The following is a 15,117-nucleotide window of genomic DNA, read 5'->3' as shown; positions in this document are numbered from 1 at the left end:
CATGAGCACGCTCGCGATGACTCAAGCGCCGCCGTTGCGCAGGTTTTCCAACCTGCTCTATCGCAAGCCGAATCTATATTTGTCGATGCTGCTGGTGCCGCCACTGCTGTGGTTTGGCGCGATCTACCTCGGCTCGCTGCTGGTGCTGTTGTGGCAGGGTTTCTACACCTTCGACGACTTCACCATGGCGGTCACCCCTGACCTGACCCTGGCGAATTTTGCCGCGCTGTTTCAGCCGTCGAACTTCGACATCATCCTGCGCACGCTTAGCATGGCCATCGTCGTGTCGATCGCCAGCGCCATCGTCGCGTTCCCGATCGCCTACTACATGGCGCGCTACACCACCGGCAAGACCAAGGCATTTTTCTACATCGCGGTGATGATGCCGATGTGGGCCAGTTACATCGTCAAGGCCTATGCGTGGACGTTGCTGTTGGCCAAGGGCGGCGTGGCGCAGTGGTTTGTGCAGCACTTGGGGCTGGAGCCGGTGTTGCAGTTCATTTTGGGGATTCCCGGGGTCGGTGGCAGCACCTTGTCGACCTCGCATCTGGGGCGGTTCATGGTGTTTGTCTACATCTGGCTGCCGTTCATGATCCTGCCGATTCAGGCCTCGCTGGAACGTCTGCCGCCCTCACTGTTGCAGGCCTCCGCTGACCTTGGCGCCAAGCCGCGTCAGACCTTTATGCAGGTGATTTTGCCGCTGTCGATTCCGGGCATCGCGGCCGGTTCGATCTTCACGTTTTCGTTGACCCTGGGCGACTTCATCGTGCCGCAACTGGTCGGGCCGCCGGGGTACTTCGTCGGCAGCATGGTTTATGCGCAGCAGGGCGCTATCGGCAACATGCCAATGGCCGCAGCGTTTACCTTGGTGCCGATTGTGTTGATCGCGGTTTACCTGTCCATCGTCAAACGTCTGGGGGCCTTCGATGCACTCTGAGCGCGCTTCACTGGGTCTGCGCATTGCAGCCTGGGGCGGGTTGGTGTTTCTGCACTTCCCGATCCTGATCATCTTCCTTTACGCCTTCAACACCGAGGAAGCGGCGTTCAGCTTTCCGCCGAAGGGCTTCACGTTGCATTGGTTCAGCGTGGCGTTTTCGCGGCCGGATGTTCTGGAGGCGATCAAGCTTTCATTGCAGATCGCAGCCATTGCCACGTTGATTGCGATGGTGCTCGGCACGCTGGCTTCGGCCGCGTTGTATCGCCGCGACTTCTTCGGCAAACAGGGCATTTCGCTGATGCTGATCTTGCCGATTGCGTTGCCGGGGATCATCACCGGGATCGCGTTGCTGGCGACGTTCAAGACCCTGGGGATCGAACCGGGGATGTTCACCATAATCGTCGGCCACGCGACCTTCTGCGTGGTGATCGTCTACAACAACGTCATCGCCCGCCTGCGCCGCACTTCACACAGCTTGATCGAGGCCTCGATGGACCTCGGCGCCGACGGCTGGCAGACCTTTCGCTACATCATCCTGCCGAACCTTGGCTCGGCGTTGTTGGCTGGCGGCATGTTGGCGTTTGCGCTGTCGTTCGACGAAATCATCGTCACCACGTTTACCGCCGGGCATGAACGCACGTTGCCGTTGTGGCTGCTCAATCAGTTGAGCCGGCCACGGGATGTGCCGGTGACCAACGTCGTCGCGATGCTGGTAATGATGGTGACCATGTTGCCGATTCTGGGCGCGTATTACCTGACCCGGGGTGGCGAAAGCGTGGCAGGTAGCGGCGGGAAATAACCGAATAACTGAAGAAACCGAACCCCCTGTAGGAGCTGCCGAAGGCTGCGATCCTTTGATGTTGCTTTGAAGATCAAGATCAAAAGATCGCAGCCTTCGGCAGCTCCTACCCAGAGTTCGGTTTCGGCAGAACAATAAAAGTGTTAGTGAGGACAAACCCATGCAAACAAAACTCTTGATCAACGGCCACCTGGTCAATGGCGAAGGCCCCGCGCAACCGGTGCTGAACCCGGCACTGGGCGAAGTACTGGTAGAGATCAACGAAGCCACCGAGGCCCAGGTCGACGCCGCCGTGCGCGCCGCCGACAACGCCTTCGCCGACTGGTCGCAGACCGCGCCGAAAGATCGCTCGTTGCTGCTGCTCAAACTCGCCGACGCCATCGAAGCCCACGGTGAAGAACTGGCCAAACTCGAATCCGACAACTGTGGCAAACCCTACAGCGCCGCGCTCAACGACGAGATCCCGGCGATTGCCGACGTGTTCCGCTTCTTCGCCGGCGCCAGCCGTTGCATGAGCGGTTCGGCGGGCGGTGAATACCTGCCCGGCCACACCTCGATGATCCGCCGCGACCCGGTCGGCGTGATCGCCTCCATCGCGCCGTGGAACTACCCGCTGATGATGGTCGCCTGGAAAATCGCCCCGGCGCTGGCCGCGGGTAATACCGTGGTGCTCAAGCCGTCGGAACAAACCCCGCTGACCGCGTTGCGTCTGGCCGAACTGGCGTCGGACATCTTCCCGGCCGGTGTACTCAATCTGGTATTCGGCCGTGGTCCTACCGTCGGCAGTCCGTTGGTTACACACCCGAAAGTGCGCATGGTTTCGCTGACTGGCTCTATCGCCACGGGCGCCAACATCATTTCCAGCACCGCTGACAGCGTTAAACGCATGCACATGGAACTGGGCGGCAAGGCACCGGTGATCATCTTCGACGACGCCGATATCGACGCAGCGGTTGAAGGCATTCGCACCTTCGGTTTCTACAACGCCGGGCAGGACTGCACCGCTGCGTGCCGGATTTATGCGCAGCAGGGCATCTACGACAAGTTTGTCGAGAAGCTCGGCGCAGCGGTGAGCACAATCAAGTACGGCTTGCAGGATGACCCGTCGACCGAACTGGGGCCGTTGATCACTGCGCAACATCGCGACCGTGTTGCCGGGTTTGTCGAGCGAGCGGTGGCACAGCCACACATTCGCTTGATCACTGGCGGCAAGGCTGTCGACGGCAACGGGTTCTTCTTTGAACCGACCGTACTGGCCGATGCGCAGCAGGACGACGAAATCGTCCGCCGCGAAGTGTTCGGGCCGGTGGTTTCGGTGACAAAGTTCACCGATGAAGCGCAGGCGCTGGAGTGGGCCAACGATTCGGACTACGGCCTCGCGTCCTCTGTATGGACCGCCGATGTAGGACGCGCACATCGCATGTCGGCGCGTTTGCAGTACGGCTGCACGTGGGTGAACACGCACTTCATGCTCGTCAGTGAAATGCCCCATGGCGGTCAGAAATTGTCCGGTTACGGGAAAGACATGTCCATGTATGGGTTGGAGGACTACACCACCGTTCGGCATGTGATGTTCAAGCATTAACAGCGAAAAGATCGCAGCCTGCGGCAGCTCCTACAGGATGGACGCCGCTACCCTGTAGGAGCTGCCGAAGGCTGCGATCTTTTCCGCGACACACGGATGATGTCGGCGATTCACCACCAGGCTTCACCAAAACCAAAACAATAACCACCGAATCGGGCGGCGCGCTTGAGCCCCGCCACGGCCTCGGCCATCCGAAATCTGCCGATTTCACGGAGCAAAAGACACATGAGTTCCTCACCCGATCTCGCCACAGCCGTTGCCGACAGCGATGCCGAACAACTGCGCAAACTGGGCTACACCTCGAACTTCAACCGCAGCATGAGCCTGTGGGAAAACTTCGCTTTAGGCTTCACGTATCTGTCACCGGTTGTAGGGGTTTATACCCTCTTCGGCCTGTGCCTCGCCGCTGGCGGGCCACCGATGTTTTGGGCGTATTTGCTGGTCGGTTGCGGCCAATTACTGGTGTGCCTGATCTTCGGCGAAGTGGTTTCGCAGTTCCCGATTTCCGGCGGCGTGTACCCATGGGCGCGTCGTTTGGTGGGCAAGAAATGGGCGTGGATGGTTGGCTGGATCTACTCCATCGCCCTCTGCGTCACCATCGCTGCAGTCGCCGTCGGTGCTGGACCGTACCTGGCCGCGATGCTCGGTTTTGAGCCAAGCAACAACACCAACATTGTCATCGCTTTAGTGCTGACCCTGTTCGCCACACTGGTCAACCTCAGCGGTACCAAAGTGCTGGCACGGATCGCCATGTTCGGCTTCCTCTGCGAACTGGTCGGCGCGGTCATCGTCGGCGTTTACCTGCTGATCTTCGAACGCCACCAGCCGCTCAGCGTGCTGTTCAACACCTTCGACATCAGCGTCGACGGCTCATACCTGCCGGCGTTCCTCACCGCGTCGCTGGCGGGGATGTTCCTCTACTACGGCTTCGAGGCCTGCGGCGATGTTGCCGAAGAAACCCCGAACCCGAGCGCGAAAATCCCAGTGGCCATGCGCATGACCATCTACATCGGTGGCATCGCGGCGATGTTCGCCTGCCTGGCGCTGATCCTCGCCGTGCCGGAAATGCAAGCGGTGATCAACGGCACCGACAAAGACCCGGTCACCACCATCCTCAACAACGCCTTCGGCCCGGTCGGCTCGAAAGTGGTGATGGGCGTGGTAATGATTTCCTTCATCTCCTGCGTCATCAGCCTACAGGCCGCAGCAAGTCGTCTGCTGTATTCCTACGCTCGCGATGAAATGGTCATCGGCAGCCGACTGCTGAAAAAGATTTCTCCTACCACCCAGGTTCCGGTTGCCGCACTGTTCGTGTCCGGCGTCCTGCCCGCGCTAATCATCGCCCTCGGCTTCTTCCTGCAAGACGCCGTGGCGACCATCGTCAGCTTCGCGGCGATCGGCATCTACCTCGCGTTCCAGATGATCGTCCTGGCTGCTTTGTATGCGCGGATGAAAGGCTGGAAACCCAGCGGCAAATTCACCCTCGGAGCCTGGGGCTGGCCAGTGAATATCGGCGCGCTGGTGTATGGCGTTGGCGCAATCATCAACATGGCCTGGCCACGTACGCCGGATGCGGCTTGGTATGTGAACTATGCGATGGTGTTGAGCACCGCGATCGTGATTGGGTTGGGCCTGGTTTATATGTGGATTGGCAAGCCGTATGACCATGGCAAGGCGCCGGCTGGGGATGCTTGGAAGGTGAGTCGCTAAGAGTTTTTGACCTCGGCACCGACAAGGTGCCGGGGTTCAGGAAAGCCGAGAAACATCATCAAAAAGAAAGCTCTGCCTGATCGTGCTTCAACAAGGAAATACGGTCGAACAGTTTGATTTTTTCGTTGGCTTTTTGCTTGGCGTGATCGGACATGAAAGTAATCAACTCTTCGAGCTGACTGACGTCTCCGACCACTTTGAATTCCTTTTCCTTGTTGACGAAAACAAGCGACTTCTTCTTTCTCGATAACAGTTCTATGACGTTGCTGAGCGTACCGGTGCTCTTTGCATCCCAGATCATCAAGCCGTAGTCAGCCGCTTCGGCCATGACTACGTCTTTCTCAGTGAAGAAGGCTCTCGACCCTTTGGAATGCTTGGAGTCGACTGTTCTGGCGGGCCACTGCCCAAGGTTATTCCGGGGCGTTGAACCACTGCAAAAAACAGTGGTTCTGGATCGTTCGAGGCTCAACAGGTACTCCTGAATAGAGGTATCGGCGCCCCCAGCATCACCCACCACCACCTCAAAATCCGACGCAACGATATTATTGATGCGCTCTTTAACCTTCGGATCAAGGTTCTTGATGTTGATAGAGCCGGCAATAAATACAGTTGTCATTGAGTTCACATCATCTGCAGCACTTCTCGAGATTCATATGAATAACGGAAAAAATTCCGGTCAGGGATGGGCTCACCATCTTCAGTGCAAAATCAGTCATTTCCTACAGACACAACCTTCCTGAAAAAGCCCCATTTCCTACGATGTGCGGCGAAAGGGTAGACTTGTCGCCGCAAGCGCCTGACCGATAGGCTTTATCCCGTCGCTGTTCATTCAGCGACCCGGGGTCGAAGCCGGGACATCATCAACATGACGCTCTGCGCCCCCCATTGAAACCCAGGCATTTCTGTCTGTCAGTTTCGCTTTATGGCGGGCCGTGTGGCGCGGGCCTCTCGGCTTACATGTTGATCGAGAATGTTCCGACTTCGAACGCCGCACGGTTCGCCACCCAGATCTTTCGAAGGATTCGTGGCGACTCTCATTTCAACATGGAGTCAGAAATGCACACGCCAAATCCACCTGAAACCCACCCGCACTTCACCCCCACCGTCTTCACCCGCCACAACCGCTTCCTCCACGCGTTCATGCAAGACCACGAAGTCTGGTTCTGCGTACAGGATCTCGGTCGCCTGATGGGCTATCCGCTGAACGAACGCCTCACCCTGAAACTCGATCCTGACCAGCGCCGCCATGTCCTCCTGCGTCGGGATGGCGAAATCGTCGATTGCGCGATGGTCAGCGAGTCCGGCCTGTTCGCCCTGCTCGTCCATCACTTCGTCCCGGAAAACCGGCACCTGCGCCAATGGCTGAGCCATGAAGTCATCCCGATGCTGCGCGAAACCCAATCAAGCCCTGTGGAAAACCACCCGAGCCTGAGCTCAATGCATTGGGCAGGCGTTACCGTGCCGTTGCTGCACTGGCAACAGCAGGCGTGGGTCAAATGGCGGGATGTGCCGGAGTTGATGCACGGCCAGCGGCCGTATCCAGTACTGGGAACGTGTAGCTGATCCAAATAAAAAAGGGACGGACCTTTCAGTCCGCCCCTTTTTATTTCCACTCAAAACCGCGAAACACTCCGCATCGCATCCACCAGATACCGCATGGCTATCCGATCACTCTCCGAAAGCTCCCGATAACGTTCCACCAGTTTCAGCTCGTCGGAGCTCAACCGGCGCCTTCTGCGCCCGCTGCCCAGGCAAGGAAAGATGCCCAACATGTCGGTGATGCCTTGTATTTTTGCCATGGACGATGTCCTTCTCTAATACGTCAAAGAACTGCTGAACCACCACATCGCCCTGCCCCTTTCAGCAGCGTCGTGTGCCCCGCCGGTCAGAGGTTTCACGACCGGTCATGCCCATAGAATAGAAATTAAATCGGCGCTGAAAAGGGTTATTTAGAGTAATTAGTCGAAAAAAGCAGATATGCCGTGTAAATCAGAAAGCCCTGTCGGAAAAAATACAGACATGTCTTGTTTCATTGCCAGATCGAGCCTTGTAATCAATCATTTCTGCTCGACAATCGAACCGTTTAAGCTAGCCGGCATCTGTTTATAGTCCGTTGCGTTTGGCCGAAGGCTTGTCCGAACCGTAATTTCTGATCCAGCACGTGCCAGGAACGGCGCGGGATTGCACACGACAGGTTGTATTTATGCACCGCAGGAATTTGCTCAAAGCGTCCATGGCCATTGCGGCTTACACCGGTCTGTCGGCCACTGGCCTGCTCGCCAGCCGCGCCTGGGCTGCCAATGGTGGCGCGGCTGATGGCGAGGCTCAGGCCTTCGACTTCGAAGCGCTGAAGCGTCAGGCCAAGCAATTGGCCGGCAGCGCGTATCAGGACACCAAACAGGTACTGCCGCCGACACTGGCGACCATGACCCCGCAAAACTTCAACGCGATCCGCTACGACGGCGAGCATTCGCTGTGGAAGGAGAACAAGGGCCAACTGGACGTGCAGTTCTTCCACGTAGGCATGGGTTTCCGTCAGCCGGTGCGCATGTATAGCGTCGATGCCAAGACCCGTACCGCCCGCGAGGTGCATTTCCGCCCGGCGTTGTTCAACTATGAAAACACCTCGGTCGACACTCAACAGTTGAAAGGCGACCTGGGTTTTGCCGGCTTCAAGCTGTTCAAGGCGCCGGAGCTGGATCGACATGACGTGCTGTCGTTCCTCGGCGCCAGCTATTTCCGTGCGGTGGATGCGACTGGCCAATATGGCCTCTCCGCGCGCGGTCTGGCGATCGACACTTACGCCAAGAAACGCGAAGAATTCCCTGACTTCACCAAGTTCTGGTTCGAGACACCGGACAAGAACGCCACGCGCTTTGTGGTATACGCCTTGCTCGACTCACCGAGTGCGACCGGCGCGTATCGCTTTGATATCGATTGCCAGGCCGAGCGCGTGGTGATGGAAGTCGACGCACACATCAATGCGCGCACCGCCATCGAACAACTGGGCATCTCGCCGATGACCAGTATGTTCAGCTGCGGCACGCACGAACGCCGTATGTGCGACACCATTCACCCGCAAATCCACGATTCGGATCGCCTGGCGATGTGGCGCGGCAACGGCGAGTGGATCTGCCGCCCGCTGAACAACCCGGCGACCCTGCAGTTCAACGCGTTTGCCGATACCGATCCGAAGGGCTTTGGTCTGGTGCAGACCGACCATGAGTTCGCCAATTATCAGGACACCGTCGACTGGTACAGCAAGCGCCCGAGCCTGTGGGTAGAACCGACTACCGCGTGGGGCGAGGGCTCAATTGATCTGCTGGAAATTCCTACGACTGGCGAAACCCTCGATAACATCGTGGCGTTCTGGACCCCAAAAAAACCGGTGGCTGCTGGCGACTCGCTGAACTACGGCTACAAGCTCTACTGGAGCGCACTGCCGCCGGTGAGCACGCCGCTGGCCCGAGTACAAGCTACTCGTTCCGGCATGGGCGGTTTCGTTGAGGGCTGGGCACCGGGCGAGCATTATCCGCCGGTTTGGGCGCGTCGCTTTGCGGTGGACTTCACCGGTGGCGGTCTGGATCGTCTGCCGCAGGGCACCGGGATTGAACCGGTGGTGACCTGCTCGAACGGCAAGGTGCAGGATTTCAGTGTGCTGGTGCTGGATGACATCAAGGGGTACCGGATCCTGTTTGACTGGTACCCGACCAGTGACAGTGTTGAGCCGGTGGAGCTACGGCTGTTTATCCGCACCAATGACCGCACGTTGAGCGAGACCTGGTTGTATCAGTACTTCCCGCCGGCGCCGGACAAGCGTAAGTATCCTTGAGGGTTCTCTAGCGTCTGATCGGGCCTCATCGCGAGCAGGCTCACTCCTACAGGGGGATCTATCGTTCACAAAATGAGTGTTCGATGCAGATCAACTGTAGGAGTGAGCCTGCTCGCGATAGCGTCCGCCCACTCAACACAAAAACACCAACTAGAAAGAAGCCCCGGCCATCACTGACCGGGGCTTTTTGCTTTGCCGCTACCGACTCAATCGCGCAAATCAGACTCATGAATCGGCTGATCCCGATGAGTCGCGCGCTGATACTGCGCCGGCCACACCGCTTTGCGCCCACCCAGATCATCGTCGGCATGCAGTGGCCAGTAAGGATCACGCAACAGCTCGCGGGCGAGGAAGATGATGTCGGCCTGACAGGTGCGCAGGATGTGCTCGGCTTGCGCCGGCTCGGTAATCATTCCTACGGTGCCAGTGGCGATGCCTGACTCTTTGCGTACACGCTCGGCGAAGCGTGTCTGATAGCCCGGGCCAACGGGAATCTCTGCATTGGCCGCCGTGCCGCCCGAGGAAACGTCGATCAGGTCGGCGCCCAAGGTGTGCAGACGCCGCGCCAGCTCCACGGTTTCATCCGGGTTCCAGCCGTCCTCCACCCAGTCAGTGGCCGACACGCGGACAAACACCGGCAATTCCTCAGGCCAGACCGCTCTCACCGCTTCAGTGACTTGCAGCACCAGACGAATGCGGTTTTCAAACGAACCACCGTACTGATCGCGGCGCTGATTGCTCAACGGCGAAAGAAACTGATGCAGCAGATAACCATGCGCCGCGTGTACCTCGACCACGCTGAAACCGGCCGTCAGCGCGCGTTTCGCGGCATCGACAAACGCCTGGATGACGTCGGCGATCTGCCCTTCATCGAGCGGCTTCGGTTGCGTGTGTTGTGGGTCAAAGGCAATCGGCGACGGCCCGACCGGGGTCCAGCCACCGTCATCGGGTTTGACGCTGCCATGCTTGCCGATCCACGGCCGATGGGTGCTGGCCTTGCGCCCGGCGTGGGCCAATTGAATGCCGGCGACTGCGCCTTGGGCGGTGATGAAGCGGGTGATGCGTTGCAGCGGTTCGATCTGTTCGTCGTTCCACAGGCCAAGGTCTTCGGCGGTGATCCGCCCGTCGGCCGTGACGGCTGTGGCTTCGGTAAATACCAGACCGGCGCCGCCCACGGCGCGGCTGCCGAGGTGCACCAGGTGCCAGTCGTTGGCCAGGCCGTCGACGCTGGAGTATTGGCACATCGGTGAGACGGCGATGCGGTTGGGCAACGTCAGTTGGCGAAGGGTAAAGGGTTCAAGCAGCAGACTCATGGGGCACCTCTCAAATCAGTGGGCAGGCTCCAGGGTTCTGTTTGAATAGTCGACGAGTGACAGGAAAAGGTGCAGCACCCGCCCCCGCGGGCAAAAAATTCGACGAGACGTCACAAGGCCAATCAAGCAGTGCTTAGAGCCTAGTCGACAACCGGTGATCTCGGAGGGTTCCTGAAAAGATCGCAGCCTTCGGCCGCTCCTGCATTGCAATGCGATTACGGCAGGAGCTGCCGCAGGCTGCGATCTTTTAGTCTTTAACGCGGTTCGATATGGGCAATCATCAGTTGCACGGTCTCGTTGCCCCGGAACTCGTTCACGTCGAGTTTATAAGCCAACTCCACCCACTGAATCGTCGGATTCGGCCAGATATCGCGGTCAATGCCAAAGGCGATGCCATCCAGTTTCACCGAGCCGCATTCACTCTTGAGCACCACTTTCAAATGCCGTTCGCCGACAACGCGCTGTTCGACCAACTGGAACACGCCATGAAACAGCGGCTCCGGAAAGTGCTGCCCCCAAGGCCCGGCGTGGCGCAGCGCGCGGGCCAGTTCGAGGTGGAACTCTTCGACCGCCAGCGTGCCGTCCGAGAGCATGCGCCCGGTCAGGTCTTCCTCGCGAAGTTGCCTGCGCACTTCAGCGTCGAACGCCTCGGCGAACAGCGGAAAATTCTCCTGCGGCAAGGTCAGACCGGCAGCCATCGCGTGACCACCGTACTTGGCGATCAGGTTCGGATGCTGCGCCGCAACCACACTCAGGGCATCACGGATATGGAAGCCTTGAACAGAGCGCCCCGAACCTTTCAGCAAACCATCACCGGCATCGGCAAAGGCAATGGTCGGACGGAAATAACGCTCTTTCATCCGCGACGCAAGGATACCGATCACACCTTGGTGCCATTCCGGATCGAACAGGCACAAACCAAACGGCATCGACTCCACCGGCAAGTCCTTGAGCTGCGCCAGCGCTTCGCGCTGCATGCCCTGCTCGATGGATTTGCGATCCTGGTTCATGCCGTCCAGTTGCCCGGCCATTTCCCGGGCCAGGTTGATGTCGGCGGTGAGCAGGCATTCGATGCCCAGGCTCATGTCATCCAGACGCCCGGCGGCGTTGAGTCGGGGGCCGACGATGAACCCCAGATCCGTGGAAGTAATGCGTGCAGCGTCACGCTTGGCCACTTCAAGAATCGCTTTGATCCCTGGCCGCGCACGTCCGGCGCGAATTCGTTCGAGACCTTGATGCACCAGAATCCGGTTGTTGGCATCGAGCGGCACCACGTCGGCAACGCTGCCCAGCGCTACCAGATCAAGCAGTTCACCGATGTTCGGCTGCGGCTTGTTCTCGTACCAGCCGAGGCTACGCAAACGCGCGCGCAACGCCATCAACACGTAGAAAATCACCCCGACGCCGGCCAGCGCCTTGCTTGGGAATTCGCAACCGGGCTGGTTGGGGTTGACCAGCGCGTCGGCCTGCGGCAGTTCATCGCCGGGCAAGTGGTGGTCGGTGATCAACACCTTCAGGCCGGCACGCTTGGCCGCTGCCACGCCCTCGACGCTGGAAATGCCGTTGTCGACGGTGACCAGCAAATGCGGCTCGCGGGTCAAAGCGACTTCGACGATTTCAGGGGTCAGGCCGTAGCCATATTCAAAGCGGTTCGGCACCAGATAATCGACGTGCGCTGCACCGAGCAAACGCAAGCCGAGCATGCCAACGGTGCTGGCCGTCGCTCCGTCCGCATCGAAGTCGCCGACGATGAGAATGCGCTGGCGTTGCTCCAGCGCCGTCACCAGCAAGTCCACCGCTGCGTCTATGCCCTTGAGCTGCTGGAACGGGATCAACCGCGCCAGGCTCTTGTCCAGTTCTGCCTCGGACTGCACGCCCCGTGCCGCGTACAGGCGGGTCAGCAGCGGCGGAATATCACCCAGAAAGGGCAGAGTGGCAGGCAGTTGACGAGGTTCGATGCGCATGGGGTGAAGGAGACTTCTCTTTAATACGTGGGATTATTCAGTTGAAGGCGCGGGATCAGCCGCGCTCACCTTGCAGCCATTGCAACTGGACTTCGTGCTGACCGCGGTCGTCGGTGACGAAGATCGTCCCTTCGCTGATCATCACGTCCCACTTGATAACGCGGGGCATGTCCTTGGCCAGGGTTTCCAGCACTTCTTGCGGGACGGCAGCGATGTTGACGTTTTTCAGATTCTTGATCGCCGGGATCACTTTGGTTTCCCAAACGCGCAGGCTGCCGTAGGCCAGCAAACTGGTGCGCTCGGTGCGACGCGAGCACCAGGTCAGACGGTCGGCGTCTGGCTGGCCGACTTCGATCCAGTGCAGAACACGATCATCCAGGCTCTTTTCCCACAGCGCAGGTTCATCCACGTCTGACAGACCACGGCCAAACGACAACTGCTCGTTGTACCAGAGCGCGTAGGCCAGCAGTCGCACGGTCATGCGCTCTTCGGTTTCCGAAGGGTGACGGGCGATGGTCTGCTTGACGCTCTCGTAAACACTGCGGTCGAGGTCGGTGAGGTTCAGTTCAAACTTGTAGGTAGTGGACGGCTGGGCCATGAACGGGCTTCTTGATACGAGGAAAGTCGGCAAGTCTAACCGATGCGGTAGGCAATCATCGAATTGATGGCGATCAACCTGCGGCGTCTGACCGCCGGCTATGTTAAAACGCTGTATCCGCTCAGCCTTGTCCTACAGGATTTCGCATGCCGTTCACCAGCAAACCGCTCTCGGGTCTGAAAGTCATTGAATTGGGTACATTGATTGCCGGGCCATTTGCCTCGCGCATTTGCGGCGAGTTCGGTGCCGAAGTGATCAAGATCGAGTCGCCCGACGGCGGTGATCCCTTGCGCAAATGGCGAAAACTGTACGAAGGCACCTCGCTGTGGTGGTTCGTCCAGGCGCGCAACAAGAAATCACTGACGCTGAACCTCAAACACCCTGAAGGTCTGGCGATCCTGAAAAAACTGCTCGGTGAAGCCGACATCCTCATCGAGAACTTCCGCCCCGGCGTACTGGAAAAACTCGGCCTGAGCTGGGAAACCCTGCACGCGTTGAACCCGAAACTGGTGATGGTGCGCCTTTCCGGTTTCGGTCAGACCGGGCCGATGAAAGATCAGCCGGGCTTCGGCGCGGTCGGCGAGTCCATGGGCGGTCTGCGCTACATCACGGGTTTCGAGGACCGACCGCCGGTACGCACCGGGATTTCCATTGGCGACTCGATTGCGGCGCTGTGGGGCGTGATCGGCGCGCTGATGGCCCTGCGTCATCGCGAGGTCAACGGTGGCCTCGGCCAGGTTGTCGATGTGGCGTTGTATGAAGCGATTTTCGCGATGATGGAAAGCATGGTGCCCGAGTTCGATGTGTTCGGTTTTATCCGCGAGCGCACCGGCAACATCATGCCCGGCATCACGCCCTCTTCGATTCACACCAGCGCCGACGGCAAACACGTGCAGATCGGCGCCAACGGGGATGCGATCTTCAAACGCTTCATGCTGATCATCGGTCGCGAAGATCTGGCCAACGATCCGACATTGGCCAGCAATGACGGGCGCGACAGTCGCCGTGACGAGTTGTACGGGGTGATTGATCGCTGGGTCAATTCGCTGCCATTGCAAACCGTGCTCGACCTGCTCAATCAAGCCGAGGTGCCGGCCAGCCGCATCTTCAGTGCCGAGGACATGTTCAACGATCCACAGTACCTGGCCCGAGAGATGTTCCTGCACGCCAAGTTGCCTGACGGCAAAGACTTCAAGATGCCGGGCATTGTGCCGAAACTCTCTGAGACGCCAGGCTCGTCCGAATGGGTCGGACCGCAGCTCGGTGAACACAATGCGCAGGTACTCCACGATCTTGGCTACGATGAAAAGCAGATCACCCAACTGCGCGAAGACGGAGCCATTTGAGCTGAAACGCCCGCCGACATCGAACACCCACCGCGCCCACAATTGGTGGACGTGGCGGTTGTTCGGCTTATTGTTTCTGCTGGCCCTGCCCACTTGGGCGCAGGCCAAACCGACGTTGATCTGGTTACTGCGCGACTTACCGCCCTTGACGATTTTCGAAGGCCCGAAAAAAGGTCAGGGCGTCATTGATCACCTCATGCCAATGCTCATCGCCGGCATGCCGCAATACGAACACACACTGATGCGGGTCAACCGCGCCCGGGGCATGCAAATGCTCCACGAAGCGTCCTTCACCTGTGACCCATCGCTGATCTGGAGCAAAGAGCGGGCGCAATGGATCGCGTTTTCCATCCCGGCCTTCCGCGCTGTCAGTAATGGCCTGGTGGTGCGTCAGAAAGATCGCGAAGTGCTGGCACCGTTTCTGGTGGACGGGGAAGTAGATCTGGCGGCGCTTTTGGCCAATGGCAGAGAGAAGGTCGGTGTCGTGGCGGAGCGCAGTTACGGTGAGCGGGTCGACAACCTGTTGCGACAGGCCCCGAAAGACGCACTGACATCCCATTACGGCAACGACGCCCTGAACAGTCTTCTATCGATGCAGCGACTGGGACGGTTACAAGTGGTGTTGGGCTATTGGCCTGAGATCCGTTATCAGGCTCATCTGGCGCAAATTGCCGATGACGAATTGCTGTTCTATCCAATCCGCGGCAACGGTAAATACCTGTCGGGGTACATCGGCTGCTCCGACACCACTGAGGGCCGCCAGGCGATCAGTGAGATCAACCAGTTACTGCGTACCCTGCCCCACGATCAACTGAACCAGCTCTATGCCGACTGGCTGGATCCCGACATGCGCACCGATTACCTGGAGCAGGCCCGGGCGTTTTTCGAGCAACAGGCAGCGCAATGAGCAAACGCCGGACAAAAGAAACCCCGAGAAGTGGGGAGACGACTCGGGGTTAAACGTGGCCTACATAAAGACCCGTAGCAGCAAGCGACAAGCACCGGAGCACAATGCTTGATCCTGCTGTTATGG

At 58.9% G+C, this 15,117-nt stretch carries 13 protein-coding genes; 8 read left to right on the top strand and 5 right to left on the bottom strand.

What is annotated here, in order from left to right:
- The first annotated feature begins 1 nt into the window (after position 1).
- From P3G59_RS05335 to P3G59_RS05320, 4 genes are all read left to right on the top strand, one after another.
- Positions 2-937: an ABC transporter permease gene (locus P3G59_RS05335; protein ID WP_252143728.1), complete on the top strand. Its 936-nt coding sequence runs from the start codon at positions 2-4 to the stop codon at positions 935-937.
- On the top strand, positions 927-1,736 hold the full coding sequence (locus P3G59_RS05330; protein ID WP_003222021.1) for an ABC transporter permease: 810 nt from the start codon (positions 927-929) through the stop codon (positions 1,734-1,736). The genes P3G59_RS05335 and P3G59_RS05330 overlap by 11 nt, the downstream gene beginning before the upstream one ends.
- Before the next feature lie 160 nt (positions 1,737-1,896).
- Entirely contained in the window at positions 1,897-3,321 is a 1,425-nt protein-coding gene (locus tag P3G59_RS05325; protein WP_277760735.1) for a gamma-aminobutyraldehyde dehydrogenase, read from the top strand.
- Between the two features lie 225 nt (positions 3,322-3,546).
- Complete coding sequence (locus P3G59_RS05320; RefSeq protein WP_277760734.1) at positions 3,547-5,031, top strand: amino acid permease; 1,485 nt, start codon at positions 3,547-3,549, stop codon at positions 5,029-5,031.
- A 58-nt stretch (positions 5,032-5,089) separates the two neighbouring features.
- On the opposite strand, the gene P3G59_RS05315 is transcribed toward P3G59_RS05320, so the two are convergent.
- A complete protein-coding gene (locus tag P3G59_RS05315; protein ID WP_277760733.1) occupies positions 5,090-5,647 on the bottom strand; it encodes a hypothetical protein in 558 nt (185 codons plus the stop codon).
- Positions 5,648-6,087: 440 nt separating this feature from the next.
- On the opposite strand from P3G59_RS05315, the gene P3G59_RS05310 reads away from it, so the two are divergent.
- Positions 6,088-6,594, top strand: coding sequence for a Bro-N domain-containing protein (locus P3G59_RS05310; protein ID WP_277760732.1), 507 nt, complete (start codon positions 6,088-6,090; stop codon positions 6,592-6,594).
- Positions 6,595-6,644: 50 nt separating this feature from the next.
- Here P3G59_RS05310 and P3G59_RS05305 read toward each other — a convergent pair whose 3' ends face one another.
- Positions 6,645-6,830, bottom strand: a complete 186-nt coding sequence (locus P3G59_RS05305; RefSeq protein ID WP_102357616.1) for a hypothetical protein — start codon at positions 6,828-6,830, stop codon at positions 6,645-6,647.
- A 404-nt stretch (positions 6,831-7,234) separates the two neighbouring features.
- Between P3G59_RS05305 and P3G59_RS05300 the strand changes: the two genes are divergently transcribed.
- Entirely contained in the window at positions 7,235-8,863 is a 1,629-nt protein-coding gene (locus tag P3G59_RS05300; protein ID WP_277760731.1) for a glucan biosynthesis protein D, read from the top strand.
- A 206-nt stretch (positions 8,864-9,069) separates the two neighbouring features.
- On the opposite strand, the gene P3G59_RS05295 is transcribed toward P3G59_RS05300, so the two are convergent.
- From P3G59_RS05295 to P3G59_RS05285, 3 genes are all read right to left on the bottom strand, one after another.
- Positions 9,070-10,176: an NADH:flavin oxidoreductase/NADH oxidase gene (locus P3G59_RS05295; protein WP_277760730.1), complete on the bottom strand. Its 1,107-nt coding sequence runs from the start codon at positions 10,174-10,176 to the stop codon at positions 9,070-9,072.
- 254 nt (positions 10,177-10,430) lie between these two features.
- Positions 10,431-12,140: a single-stranded-DNA-specific exonuclease RecJ gene (gene recJ / locus P3G59_RS05290; protein ID WP_277760729.1), complete on the bottom strand. Its 1,710-nt coding sequence runs from the start codon at positions 12,138-12,140 to the stop codon at positions 10,431-10,433.
- Between the two features lie 55 nt (positions 12,141-12,195).
- Positions 12,196-12,738 carry a YaeQ family protein gene (locus P3G59_RS05285; protein WP_007908961.1) on the bottom strand — a complete coding sequence of 181 codons (543 nt, stop codon included), beginning with the start codon at positions 12,736-12,738 and terminating at the stop codon, positions 12,196-12,198.
- A 146-nt stretch (positions 12,739-12,884) separates the two neighbouring features.
- On the opposite strand from P3G59_RS05285, the gene P3G59_RS05280 reads away from it, so the two are divergent.
- Together P3G59_RS05280 and P3G59_RS05275 are read left to right on the top strand one after the other, a co-directional pair.
- A complete protein-coding gene (locus P3G59_RS05280) occupies positions 12,885-14,084 on the top strand; it encodes a CaiB/BaiF CoA-transferase family protein (protein ID WP_277760728.1) in 1,200 nt (399 codons plus the stop codon).
- Positions 14,041-14,991 carry a TIGR02285 family protein gene (locus tag P3G59_RS05275; RefSeq protein WP_277760727.1) on the top strand — a complete coding sequence of 317 codons (951 nt, stop codon included), beginning with the start codon at positions 14,041-14,043 and terminating at the stop codon, positions 14,989-14,991. Before P3G59_RS05280 ends, P3G59_RS05275 begins: the two co-directional genes overlap by 44 nt.
- The last annotated feature ends 126 nt before the right edge of the window (positions 14,992-15,117 follow it).

Origin of the sequence: Pseudomonas sp. A34-9 (genome assembly GCF_029543085.1) — a bacterium.
GTDB lineage: Bacteria > Pseudomonadota > Gammaproteobacteria > Pseudomonadales > Pseudomonadaceae > Aquipseudomonas.
The sequence above is the reverse complement of the archived record's forward strand: the minus strand, read 5'-3'. Positions and strand labels throughout refer to the sequence as shown.